A 12,087-nucleotide genomic window follows, 5' to 3' on the forward strand; every position below is an offset into this window, starting at 1 on the left:
TTCTCGTTAGTTCAAACCTATTGTTTATTCGGTGATGCCTTGTCGTCGGTCCAGACCCCACACAGTGAGCTTGTTGGCGCGTTGTATCGCGACCATCGTGGCTGGCTGTTGGCCTGGCTACGCCGCAATGTAGCCTGCCCGAGCCGCGCCGAGGACCTGAGCCAGGACACCTTCATGCGCCTGCTGGGCCGCGACGGCTTGCGCGAGCCCCGCGAACCCAGGGCGTTCCTGGTGGCTATCGCCAAGGGCCTGCTGTTCGACTACTTCCGTCGAGCCGCTCTGGAACAGGCGTATCTCACCGAATTGATGCTGATCCCCGAAAGCGAACACCCTTCGCCGGAAGCACAGCAACTGATCCTTGAAGACCTCAAGGCCATCGACCGCCTGCTCGGCAAGCTGTCGAGCAAGGCCCGCGCCGCGTTCCTCTACAACCGCCTCGACGGCCTGGGCCACGCAGAAATCGCCCAGCGCCTCGGTGTGTCGGTGCCCCGTGTGCGCCAGTACCTGGCCCAAGGTATACGTCAGTGCTACATCGCGCTGTATGGCGAGCCGTCGTGACAGCCATTGGCTCCAAACCGGTTTCGGCACGGGTGCTGGATGCCGCGATTGCCTGGCAACTGTCTCTGGACTCGGGCGACGGCAGCGCGGTGGAACAGCAAGAGTTCGCCAAATGGCTGGCCAGCGATGAGGAACATGCCCGGGCCTGGCGCCAACTGGGCATGCTCGATCAGCGCTTCAGCGTGGCCGCCGGCCCGGCCCGGGCGGCGTTGCTGCAATCGCGCCACGGCATTCGCCAGCGCGTACGCAAGTTGGGCCGTGGCCTGGCGAGTATCGGCCTGGTGTGTGGCCTGGGCTTGTTTGCCGGCGAGCGTTACGTGCCGATCCACTATTGGCTGGCCGACCAGCGCACCGCCACCGGCGAGCAACGCACACTGAAACTGGACGATGGCACTTCCATCAACCTCAATACCCATAGCGCCATAGATGTGCGCTTCGACGAACAGCGCCGATTGATTGTGTTGCAGGAGGGCGAAATCCTCGTCGAAACCGGTCACGACGATTCACGCCCGTTCTATGTGCAAACCCGCGACGGCAGCCTGCGAGCGCTGGGTACCCGGTTTATCGTCAAGCGCGAAGACGACGCCACGCGCTTGAGCGTGTTGCAGTCCGCCGTGGCCGCCCAGCCTGAAGCGCTGCATCAGGAGCACGTTTTCAAAGCAGGCCAGCAAGTGTTGATGCGCAGCGATGGCCTTGGCCCGCTGCTGGCCGTGACACCCGCCACCGACGCCTGGACCCGCGGCATGTTGGTGGTCGACAACGCCCGCCTGGGCGATGTGATCGAAGAACTGGGCCGCTACCGCACCGGGCACTTGGGCGTGGATGACAACGTGGCCGACCTGCGCATCACCGGCAGCTTCCCCCTGCACGACACCACGCTGGCGTTGAATGCGCTGTTGCCGACCTTGCCGGTGCAGATCAAGCAGCACACGCCGTGGTGGGTGACTGTAGCTGCCAAGCCTTAGTTCTGTGGTGACCGGGCAATCGCCATCGGGAGCAAGCCCCCTCCCACATTGAAAGGTACTCACACATCAAAATGTGGGAGGGGGCTTGCTCCCGATGAGGCCCTGAAACACACCGCCAAAAAAATAGTTTCACCCAGCCCTATCACTTTCCGATTCTCGCTCGGCACCTAAGCAATTGAGAAATATTTCCATTCAGGAGCCGCCCTTATGTCCCGCACGCTAGACACCTTGTTGCGTCCCAGTCTGTTAGCCCTGGCCATCGCCCTCAGCGCCCCGCTGGCGAGCACTTCGCTGATCGCTGCTGAACAAGCCTTGAGCGTGCGCGCCTATAACCTGCCGGCAGCCCCATTGGCCAGCACCCTGAACCAGATCGCCAGCCAGGCTGGCCTGGCGCTGACCCTCAACCCGACACTCGCCGCCGGCAAGACCTCGGCCCCGGTCAAGGGCCAGTTCGATGCACAGAGCGCGTTGCGCGAGGCCTTGCGCGGTACTGGCTTGCAGTTGGAACAAAGCAGTACGGGCACTTACACCCTGGTGCCGGTTCCGGAGGGCGTCGTCGCCTTGCCGACTACCAACATCACCGGCCAGGGCAGCTATGAAAGCGCTTGGGGGCCGGTGGAGGGGTATGTGGCAAAGCGCACCGCCGCCGGCACCAAAACCGATACCGCGCTGGTCGAGGCGCCACGCTCGATTTCGGTAGCCACCCGCGAGCAGATGCAAGACCGCAACGTCCAAAACCTCGACGATGCCGTCAAATACATGCCCGGTATCGTGTCCGCCAGCTACGGCAGCGACACTCGCTACGACTGGATGCGCGTACGCGGCTTCGAGCCGACGCAATTCCTCGATGGCCTGCCACTGCCACGCGGGGTGTATGCCAACCCGAAAGCCGAAACCTGGAACCTGGATCGCCTCGCTTTGCTGCGCGGTCCGGCCTCGTCTGTCTACGGCCAGACCCCACCGGGTGGCCTGTTGGACATGGTCAGCCGCCGCCCCAGCGCTGAATCGAGGCACGCCATCCAGGTGCAATACGGCAGTGACAACTACCGCCAGATCAATTTCGAAAGCACTGGCAAGATTGATAATGAAGGCCAGTTTCTCTACAGCGTTGGCGGCGTGGTACGCGATGCCGGTACCCAGGTCGATCACATCGACAACAAACGCTACAACATCGCACCGAGCCTGACCTGGAATATCGACACCGATACCAAGCTGACCTTGCTGTCACAGTTCACCCGTGACGATACCGGGGCTACCAGCCAGTTCCTGCCGATAGTCGGCACCAAGATCAAGTCGCCGCTGGGTGACGTTTCGCATCATAAGAACCTGGGCGATCCGGACTACGAGTTCTACGACCGTACCTATTACGCACTCGGCTACGCATTCGAGCACCGTTTCAACGATACATGGCAGTTCAAACAGAACCTGCGTTACACCAAATCGGAACTGTCGTTCCAGCAATTGACCGTGGGGGCCTATGGCTGGGCGCCGGTCGACGCTGAGGGCAATATGGATCGCTCGTCCACCAACGTGGACGAGAACATCGGACAATTGGCGGTCGATAACAACTTTCAGGCCGACTTCGCCACCGGTGACGTCACCCACACCCTTCTGCTCGGACTGGACCACCAGCGTACCGATACCTCGTACTTGTCGATTTACGGGCAGGCCGGAAGAGTCAACATCTTCAACCCGGTCAACACCACGCCGGTTGAACGCCCCGCACGCTCCGGCGCTTTCTACGACTACAACCAGAAAACCATCCAGACCGGTCTCTACGTGCAGGACCAAATGGCGCTGGACAACTGGCGCCTGACCCTGGGCGGCCGTGAAGACTGGGTGCACCAAGGTACAACTTACTTCAACAAAAACGACGCGACCAATACTGACCGCAGCAAGAATTTCAGCGGTAACGCGGCACTGAGCTATGTGTTCGACTCGGGCTTCGTACCGTACATTTCCTACGCCGAATCGTTCCAACCGGCGAGCAACGCCAGCGCTTCACCTACAGAGTCCTATAAACCCACCGAGGGCAAGCAGTGGGAATTGGGGATCAAGTACCAACCGCCGGGCTCGAACACGCTGCTCAGTGCAGCGGTGTATGACCTGACCCAGAAGAACGTTCTGGTCAGCAGCTTCCAGTCCGGTGGTGTATCTGTCACCGACCAGACCGGCGAAGTGAAAGTCAAAGGTCTGGAGCTGGAAGCCATCTCTGACGTCACCGAAAACCTCAAGGTCATCGCGGCGTATACCCTGGCCAAATCCGAAGTGCAAAAAGGCGATTTCAAGGGCAATCGCCTGCAATTGATGCCCAACCAACAAGCCTCCTTATGGACCGACTACACCTGGCACACCGGCGCCCTCGACGGTTTCGGTATCGGCTTCGGCGCACGCTACACCGGCAATACCTATGGCGACCAAGCCAATACCTGGGCCGGCAAGGCCAATGCCTACACCGTGTTCGACGGCGCCGTGCACTACGACCTCGGTCGCCTCGACAACAGCCTTAAAGGCGCGTCGGTGAAAGTGAACGCGACCAACCTGTTCAACAAGGACTACATTTCCACCTGTGATGGCTCGTACTGCTACTTCGGCGACCAACGCAGCGTCGTCGCCAGCGCCACCTACCAGTGGTGATCAGCTTGAGTTAACAACCAGGCCGCCCCACAGGGCGGCTTGGGTGCATCTGAAGGCTCGAAAATGAAAAGCAAAACCATCCGCCGCTGGTCCTTCATCCACACCTGGACCAGCCTGATCTGCACCGTATTCCTGCTACTGCTCGCCCTCACCGGCTTGCCGTTGGTGTTCCACCACGAGATCGACCACCTGCTGGGTAACGAGCCCGAGTTGGCACAGATGCCGGCCGATACGCCGCAGCTCAACCTTGAGCAGCTTGTGGCCAAAGCCCAGGCCCATCGACCCGGCGAGGCCATGCAGTACCTGGCGTGGGACGAAGACGACAAGAACGGTGTGATCGCGATCATGGCCGCTACGGCCGGCACCGAGCCGAACTCGTCGCACACCTTCATGCTCGACGCCCGCACTGGCGAAGCAGTGGAAACCCCGGCGGCCAATGGCGGGTTGACCCTGTTCCTGCTGCGCCTGCATGTGGACATGTTCGCCGGCCTGCCGGGCAAGTTGCTGCTGGCGTTCATGGGCCTTCTGTTTGTGCTGGCGATTGTCTCGGGCACGGTGTTGTACCTGCCGTTCATGCGCCGCTTGAAGTTCGCCACCGTGCGTCAGGACAAGTCCACCCGCCTGCGCTGGCTCGACCTGCACAACCTGATCGGCGTGGTCACCCTGACGTGGGCGCTGGTGGTGGGCGTGACCGGCGTGATCAGCGCCTGCGCCGACCTGATCATCGCCGCCTGGCGCCAGGACAGCCTCAGCGCCATGATCGAACCCTACCAAAACGCTCCGCCGCTGACCCACCGCGCACCGGCCACCGAGCTGCTGAGCATTGCCGCCCAGGCCGCGCCGGGCATGGAGCCGGACTTTATCGCCTTCCCCGGCACGCGCTTCTCCAGCGAGCATCACTATGCGGTGTTCATGAAAGGCAGCACGCACCTCACCTCCCATCTGCTCACGCCGGTGCTGATCGACGCCAGCACCCTGGCCGTCACCGCCATCGCCGAGCGCCCCTGGTACATGGACGCCATGGGCATGTCCCAACCGCTGCACTTCGGTGATTACGGCGGGATGCCGATGAAGATCTTGTGGGCAGTGCTGGATGTGCTGACCATCGTCGTGCTGGTCAGCGGCATTTACTTGTGGATCGTGCGGCGCAAGGCGGCCAAGGTATGAAGCCTCGGCAGTCGAATTTCTGGAAGGTGTTTGGCATACCAATGGGGATTGGCCTGCTCAGCGCCGCGGGGTTGTTTGCGGCGCTGCTGGGGGATGGGGTGTGGGATTCCTTGAGTTGGGTGGGGTTGGGCGTACCTGCTGCCATTGGCGCTTGGGCGTTGGGCAAGCGGCGCGGCTGAGGGCGCTATCGGGGGCAAGCCCCCTCCCACATTTGATTTGTGAACGCCGTCCACTGTGGGAGGGGGCTTGCCCCGATGAGGCCCTCAGGATCACAAAAATCCCCCTCGCCAGCCACTGCGCAAGCATCTACGCTAGCCCCAGTCCATTTCGAGGAATGCCCATGTCCGCCCCCAGCATGACCTTGTTCCACAACCCCGCTTCGCCGTTCGTACGCAAAGTCCGCGTGCTGCTGAGCGAGACCGGCCAGCAGGACCGTGTGGCCCTGCACGCGTGCTTGCCTACACCGGTCAGCCCGGACGCCGACGTACTGCAAGGCAACCCCGTGGGCAAGATCCCGGCCCTGCGCCTGGCCGACGGTTCAGTACTGCACGACAGCCGGGTGATCCTCGATTACTTCGACCACCAGCATGTCGGCAACCCGCTGATCCCTCGCGATGGCTCGGCGCGCTGGCGGCGCCTGACGTTGGCGTCGATGGCCGACGGCATCATGGATGCCGCCGTGCTGGTGCGTTACGAGACCGCCATGCGCCCGCTGGAAAAACACTGGGATCAATGGCTCGACGAACAGCGCAACAAGATTCGTCGCGCTCTCGCCGAGCTGGAGCAGGACGCCATCGCCGAACTGGCCAGCCATTTCGATATCGCTTCGATCAGCGTCGCCTGCGCCCTGGGCTACCTCGACTTTCGCCATCCGGATATGCAGTGGCGCTCGGACAACCCCAAGCTCGCCGCCTGGTACGCCGAGGTCAGCCAGCGGCCTTCGATGCAGCAGACCCAACCGCCCGCCTGACATGCATACCTACCCCCTGTGGGAGCGGGCTTGCCCGCGATTGCGGCGTGTCATTCAGTACATCTGCTTCTGAACCACCTCTATCGCGGGCAAGCCCGCTCCCACAGGGGACGGTGGTGGTATCGAGGAAGGTGGCGATCCTTAAGGCCAACTGCGCCCCCGCTTGCTGATCCTCCCGCAACCCAATCATTGCACTTGCTCCACCTTGCGCTTACCCACCCCATACCAATCCAGCTTGCGCGTCAGCACCATAACCGTGCCCAGCAGGCCAAACAGCAACAGCGAGCCCATCAACAGCGCGTAATCCTCGGCACTGAGCAACCCGAACAACAAACCATACAACGCCGCCAACCCTGCCGAGAACCCCAGCCCATGGACGACGCTGCGCAGCACGTGGCACACGTAGAATCCGATCAACAGCACACAGGCACTGGCCGATATCAGGTACGCCAAGGCAAAGCCCACATGCTCGGACAGCGACAACAGCAACAGGTAGAAGAACGCCAGCGCCACACCCACCAGTGCATACTGAATCGGGTGCACCGCCAGGCTCTTGAGCACTTCGAACAGGAAGAAGCCAGCGAAGGTCAGGGCGATAAACAACAGCGCGTATTTGATCGCACGGTCGCTCTTGAGGTACTGGTCCACCGGGTCGATGAAGTTCACGCCAAAGCTGCGGTTGTTGAAGTCTTCGCAGCCCTGGCGGTCCAGGCAGCTTTGCAGCGCTTGTTCAAGGTTGGTGGAGAAGAATGAGGTCTGCCAACTGGCACTGAAGCCCTGGTCGTTGACTTCCCGTTGAGCCGGCAGGAAGTTGCCGATGAAACTCGGGTGCGGCCAGTTGGACGCCAGGGACACCTGGCTGGTCTTGCCCACCGGCACCACTTGCAGTTGTTCGGTGCCTTGCAGACGCAGGTCGAAGGCGAAATCCAGCACGGCAGGTTTCTTGCCGTCTTGCGTCGGCAACATCACATGCACGCCCTCGCCCAGCCAGTCCACCTGCGAGCCCGGCGAGAACTCCAGGCGCTGATCACCCAGCTCCAGCTTCAAAGCGTTTTCAATGCCGCGAATATCGCTGATGCCCACCGCCAGAAACGCAGGCTCAAAGCGGTAATCGGCAAAGTCTTCGGTGATTCCCAACTGCGCAGGCAATTCAAAACGCCCGCTGATACGGTTGTCGGCATGGAACAACCGCGCCTGGTAGATACCCCGCGCACGCAGTTCGGTTTGCACCTTGCCGTCGAGCTCGAAATGCTCCGGCAGGAAATACAACCGGCCACGCTCTTCACGGGTTTCTTCGTAGCGTTTATTGAGCTTTTCATTGAGCTTCCATTCACGCACCGTCTTGCGAAACGGCACCACCATCACCGGCCCGGTGAGGCGCTGGGCGTAACTGGAGCTGCGGGCGATGTCCATCAATACGCCGTCGCGCAGTTGCTGGCGGTCGGTGATGATGCCGTTGATCATCAGCAACGGAATCAGCAACAGCAGGATCAGCAGCGCAATCGCGCCAAGTTTGAAAAGCAGGCTGCGGTTCATGGGTCTCTCCCTGTTTGAATGGGGGAGAGTCTGCCCAGCCGATATGGGGGATTTATGTGGGCAATGTGGAGACTGTGTGGAGATGCAGCACTGCTTGCACGCCGCCTGGCACATTGCCGATCTGCAGCGAGCCGCCGTGCAGCTTCATCACCTCCTCGACAAAGTTGAGCCCCAGGCCCGTGCTTTTACGCCCGCTGGCCGGACGTGGCAGCGAGTAGAACCGCTCGCTCAGGCGCGGCAGCGCGTAATCGGGAATCGCCGCGGCCTGGTTGAACAGACTGACCTGCACATCGTTATGCCGCACCTGGGCACTGAACCTCAGCGTGCCGCCGGGTGGGGTGAAATCCAGCGCATTGTCGAGCAGGTTGCCCAGGGCCTGACGCAGCAGGAAGGGTTCGCCAAACACCTTCACATCGGCGGCGATGACCTGCTCCACCTGCAAGCCGGCACCTTCGATTCGCGCACACTGGGCCTTGAGCACCTCATCGACCAACACCGCCAGCGGGATGTTCGACTGTTCCTCCAGCCCCTGACGTTGTTCAACCTGGGCCAGGTTCAACAGGCGTTCGATCAACTGTTGCAGGCGCGCGCTTTCGCTGTCGATATTGCCGACAAACCGCTGCTGCTGCTCACGGCTCATATCGCCCTGCAACAGCTCCGCCGCACCGCGAATCGCCGCCAACGGGCTTTTCAATTCATGGGTCAGCGTATGCACGTAGCGCTCTACGTAAGCCTTGCCTTCCAACTGCGTGCGCATGTGTTCCACGGCGGTGGACAACTGCTTGAGCTCGCCGCCGCGATAATGCGGCAACTCGGCGCGGCGGCCCTCGCTTACGGCTTCGGCATAGGCGGTAAGGCGTCGAAGGGCAACGGTCAGCCACCACGACAATAGCGCCCCCAGCAACAGGCCCAGAATCACCAGCCCCGCGCCGTACCACAGCAGGCGACGCTCAGTACGATCCACGTAGGGTTGCAACGAGCTGTTGGGCTTGGCCACGGTGACCACGCCGATGATCTGGCCGTTATCGCGAATCGGCGCCCCCACGTGCATCACGGATGACGTGGGATCGTCCGCGTCGCTGCGGGTGGAGCGCGCACCGTATTCGCCGCGCAGGGTCAGGTACACGTCGTTCCACTTCGAATAGTCCTGGCCCACTGCTTCACCGCTGGAGTCAAGCAGGACCCGGCCCTTGGCGTCGGTCACATAAATACGATGGTTGACCTGGTTTTTCGGCAGGCCCCAGATCACCGCACCCGGCTGGCGATTGCCGTAAGCCTTGAGCAGCGCTGGCCAATGACTCTGGCCCAGGGTGCCGTTCTTCACATCTTCGCGCAGGATTTCAGCCAGCAGGTTAGCGGTATCCACCAATGTTTCTTCGGTAGACTGGCGCACGCCGGGGCGGATTTCTTTCATCACCGTGTTGAGTACGAAGTAGCCGGTCAGGCCGATAAACAGCGCATACACCAGGAAAATCCGCAGCCCCAGGCGCATCAGCTGTGGCTCGGGCTGTAGCTGTAGCCCAGGCCGCGATGGGTCTGGATCGGCTCGGCCTGCGCCGCCACGCTACGCAATTTGCTGCGCAGGCTTTTGATGTGGCTGTCGATATTGCGCTCGTAGCCGGCATCGGCGGGCACACCGACGGCGTCCAGCAGTTGCTCGCGGCTGAACACGCGCTCGGGTTGTTCCAACAGGCTTTGCAGCAGGCGGAACTCGTGGCGCGTGAGGCTCAGGGGTTGCCCGCGATAGTGGATCTGCATGCGCTCCAGGTCCACCTGGAACAGCATCGGGGCCGCACCCGGGCCAACACGCTTGAGAATCGCCCGGACCCGCGCCGCTACTTCCCGAGGGCTGAAGGGCTTGACTACATAATCGTCGGCACCGATTTCCAGCCCCACCACCCGGTCGATCTCGGCATCCCGGGCACTGAGGAACATCACTGGCACTTCGCTGAACCGGCGCAGGTGCTTGCAGGTTTCAAAGCCAGTGATGTCCGGCAGACCGATGTCGAGAATGATGAGGTCGGCCGGGCTCTGGCGCTGATGCTCCAGCGCCGCCTGGCCAAGGGTCAGCCAGGTGGTGGTGAAGCCCTCGCCTTGCAGGGCAAAGATCAGCGTGTCGGCTATCGCCGCTTCGTCTTCGACAATCAGGATGTGCGGCATGGGTTCAATCAGCAGTCCGGTTTGTCGGCAGTGTAGCGACGTGCCGGGTTCACCGCCGCGCCAAATTCACGCAGGGCCTTGGCGCCGATCAACAGCGGGTAGTTGAAGCTGCTGCGGTCGGTGAGGTTGACCTCGACGGTGCGCTTGACGTCACCCAGGCACATCTCCAGATCGATCACCGGACGCTTGGCCACGCTGGCTTCGTCCTTGTCATCGTCTTCGTCGGCACGGCTCTTGATCTTGCTGATGCGCGACACCTTGTGCTCGTAGACCTTGTTGCCGGCGTCCTTGCCGCCGAGGCGGAAGCGCACCCAATCGTCGCCGTCGCGGGTGAAGGTCTCGATGTCCCGGGCCGACAGCGAGGCGGTCAGCGCGCCGGTATCCATCTTGGCCTTGAAGGTTTCGCCGATCTCCGGCAACTGGATGTATTCGTAGCGACCATAAAGGGTCGGTTCGGCAGCCATGACAGGCAGGGCCAGCAGAGCGAGGGAGGCAAATAACAGTTTCACGAAGTGAGTTCCTCGGAAAGAAGTAGGCGGATTCTAGACCGCAAACGCGGCACTTAGTTAGTGACTGCCACCCTACACGGCACATTGTGAAACATTCGTCCGCTGATTTGCGATTTGGCCTCTAGACTGACCTTGCTTATCATGGCCCACCCACAAGATTCCAAGAGTTATTTATGCGCCGCCTGCTCACCGGCTGTTTGGTCACACTGCTGCTGTTACTCAACACGCTGATCCTGATCGGCCCCTTGATGGTCTTTGCCCTGCTCAAGCTGGTGGCGCCGGGCCGCTCGCGTGACTATGCATCCTGGGCGGTAATGTGGATCGCCGAGACCTGGGCCGAGATCGACAAGTTGATTTTCTCGCTGTGCATTCCAACCCAATGGGATATCCGCGGCGGTGAGGACTTGCGCAGTGACACCTCCTACCTGGTCATCAGCAACCACCAAACCTGGGTCGATATTCCGGCACTCATCCAGGCGCTGAACCGGCGCACGCCGTTCTTCAAATTCTTCCTGAAAAAAGAGCTGATCTGGGTGCCCTTCCTCGGCCTGGCCTGGTGGGCGCTGGATTACCCGTTCATGAAGCGCTATACCAAGGCATTTCTGGCCAAGCATCCTGAACTGGCAGGGCAGGATCTGAAAATCACCAAAGAGGCCTGCGAGCTATTCAAGCGCCAGCCGGTGACGGTGGTCAATTACCTGGAAGGAACGCGGTTCAGCGAGGCCAAGCGCGCGCAACAGGATTCACCCTTTACCCGGCTACTCAAGCCCAAGGCAGGCGGCGTCGCGTTTGTACTGGCGGCGATGGGTGAACAGCTGGACGCGGTACTCGACGTCACCGTGGTCTACCCGCAACAAAAGATTCCGGGGTTCTGGGACTTGATCAGTGGCGCGGTGCCGAAGGTGATCGTGGATATCCGCACCCGCGAGCTGGACCCGGCGTTGTGGCAAGGGGATTACGAAAACGATCCGGCCTTTCGCCAAACCGTCCAGAACTGGGTCAACCAGCTCTGGACGGAAAAGGACCGTCGAATCCATGAACTGCTGGAAAACGACGGCATGCAATGCGAAAGCCAACGATGATGGAACCTTCCAAGGTCATACACGAGACCTTGAAAGGTAATCCATAGTGGTGTCTTGCTTCCTGCAGCTCCCTACTGTTTCGAAGCTACCGCTCAAGCCAGCTCATTTATGCTGTTGCGCAGAGCATCTCGTACCTGCGTAGGGTTGGTCCTGTCAAAAAGGGAATCCAAAGCCGTGCGCATCTTTGCTGATGCTTGCGAGATATCGCCTCCAGCGGCCTGGGCGCCCAACACCTCAACGAGATTGGAAATCACTGCGTCAGCGGAAGCCTGCACAGACGAGGGCACATTTGCCAAATCGCTGCGCGGCACTCCGGATGCATCAACCTCTTTTGGTTGGCCGTCCTCACCCTTCACAAGGTGCACACCGCCTTCAGGCAACGGTTTGCCTGCCGGCCACTCTTTAGCAGCAGTGACTGCTTCTGGTTGACCGTCCGCACCCTTCACAAGGTGCACACCGCCTTCAGGCAACGGTTTGCCTGCCGGCCACTCTTTAGCAGCAGT

At 61.1% G+C, this 12,087-nt stretch carries 12 protein-coding genes; 7 read left to right on the plus strand and 5 right to left on the minus strand.

Translation table 11 applies throughout. From position 1 onward, the window contains the following. Positions 1-39: 39 nt before the first annotated feature. From FW800_RS24475 to FW800_RS24500, 6 genes are all read left to right on the plus strand, one after another. Positions 40-558: an RNA polymerase sigma factor gene (locus FW800_RS24475; RefSeq protein WP_005792103.1), complete on the plus strand. Its 519-nt coding sequence runs from the start codon at positions 40-42 to the stop codon at positions 556-558. Beyond that, positions 555-1,523, plus strand: a complete 969-nt coding sequence (locus FW800_RS24480; RefSeq protein WP_446438631.1) for a FecR domain-containing protein — start codon at positions 555-557, stop codon at positions 1,521-1,523. Before FW800_RS24475 ends, FW800_RS24480 begins: the two co-directional genes overlap by 4 nt. A 207-nt stretch (positions 1,524-1,730) precedes the next feature. Continuing rightward, on the plus strand, positions 1,731-4,160 hold the full coding sequence (locus FW800_RS24485; RefSeq protein WP_446438632.1) for a TonB-dependent siderophore receptor: 2,430 nt from the start codon (positions 1,731-1,733) through the stop codon (positions 4,158-4,160). Between the two features lie 63 nt (positions 4,161-4,223). Beyond that, positions 4,224-5,327, plus strand: a complete 1,104-nt coding sequence (locus FW800_RS24490; RefSeq protein WP_005792106.1) for a PepSY-associated TM helix domain-containing protein — start codon at positions 4,224-4,226, stop codon at positions 5,325-5,327. Then, positions 5,324-5,506, plus strand: a complete 183-nt coding sequence (locus tag FW800_RS24495; RefSeq protein WP_078822500.1) for a hypothetical protein — start codon at positions 5,324-5,326, stop codon at positions 5,504-5,506. Before FW800_RS24490 ends, FW800_RS24495 begins: the two co-directional genes overlap by 4 nt. Before the next feature lie 161 nt (positions 5,507-5,667). Continuing rightward, positions 5,668-6,297 carry a glutathione S-transferase family protein gene (locus FW800_RS24500; RefSeq protein WP_446438633.1) on the plus strand — a complete coding sequence of 210 codons (630 nt, stop codon included), beginning with the start codon at positions 5,668-5,670 and terminating at the stop codon, positions 6,295-6,297. A 186-nt stretch (positions 6,298-6,483) separates the two neighbouring features. Here the strand turns inward: FW800_RS24500 and creD are convergent, their stop codons facing one another. From creD to rloA2, 4 genes are read right to left on the minus strand one after another with little or no spacing between them, the layout of a single operon-like run. Further along, a complete protein-coding gene (creD, locus tag FW800_RS24505) occupies positions 6,484-7,833 on the minus strand; it encodes a cell envelope integrity protein CreD (protein ID WP_032879097.1) in 1,350 nt (449 codons plus the stop codon). Positions 7,834-7,885: 52 nt separating this feature from the next. Further along, positions 7,886-9,325 (minus strand): two-component system sensor histidine kinase CreC, encoded by a 1,440-nt coding sequence (gene creC / locus FW800_RS24510; protein WP_248131229.1) that lies wholly within the window; start codon positions 9,323-9,325, stop codon positions 7,886-7,888. Further along, entirely contained in the window at positions 9,325-9,993 is a 669-nt protein-coding gene (gene creB / locus FW800_RS24515; protein WP_078822503.1) for a two-component system response regulator CreB, read from the minus strand. Before creB ends, creC begins: the two co-directional genes overlap by 1 nt. Positions 9,994-10,001: 8 nt before the next feature. Next, entirely contained in the window at positions 10,002-10,502 is a 501-nt protein-coding gene (gene rloA2 / locus FW800_RS24520) for a retropepsin-like aspartic peptidase RloA2 (protein ID WP_005792112.1), read from the minus strand. Positions 10,503-10,675: 173 nt separating this feature from the next. Here rloA2 and FW800_RS24525 point away from each other — a divergent pair, with 173 nt between their 5' ends. Beyond that, a complete protein-coding gene (locus FW800_RS24525) occupies positions 10,676-11,584 on the plus strand; it encodes an acyltransferase (RefSeq protein WP_446438634.1) in 909 nt (302 codons plus the stop codon). A 92-nt stretch (positions 11,585-11,676) separates the two neighbouring features. Here FW800_RS24525 and FW800_RS24530 read toward each other — a convergent pair. Then, on the minus strand, positions 11,677-12,087 hold a 411-nt coding region (locus FW800_RS24530; protein ID WP_446438635.1), incomplete at its 5' end, for a hypothetical protein.

This window comes from Pseudomonas sp. 910_23 (genome assembly GCF_052850795.1).

Coding starts and splice junctions, on each gene's coding strand:
- FW800_RS24485 (WP_446438632.1), top strand. CDS start 1,731: ATGTCCCGCACGCTAGACACCTTGTTGCGTCCCAGTCTGTTAGCCCTG.
- FW800_RS24490 (WP_005792106.1), top strand. CDS start 4,224: ATGAAAAGCAAAACCATCCGCCGCTGGTCCTTCATCCACACCTGGACC.
- FW800_RS24495 (WP_078822500.1), top strand. CDS start 5,324: ATGAAGCCTCGGCAGTCGAATTTCTGGAAGGTGTTTGGCATACCAATG.
- FW800_RS24500 (WP_446438633.1), top strand. CDS start 5,668: ATGTCCGCCCCCAGCATGACCTTGTTCCACAACCCCGCTTCGCCGTTC.
- creD (WP_032879097.1), bottom strand. CDS start 7,833: ATGAACCGCAGCCTGCTTTTCAAACTTGGCGCGATTGCGCTGCTGATC.
- creC (WP_248131229.1), bottom strand. CDS start 9,325: ATGCGCCTGGGGCTGCGGATTTTCCTGGTGTATGCGCTGTTTATCGGC.
- creB (WP_078822503.1), bottom strand. CDS start 9,993: ATGCCGCACATCCTGATTGTCGAAGACGAAGCGGCGATAGCCGACACG.
- FW800_RS24525 (WP_446438634.1), top strand. CDS start 10,676: ATGCGCCGCCTGCTCACCGGCTGTTTGGTCACACTGCTGCTGTTACTC.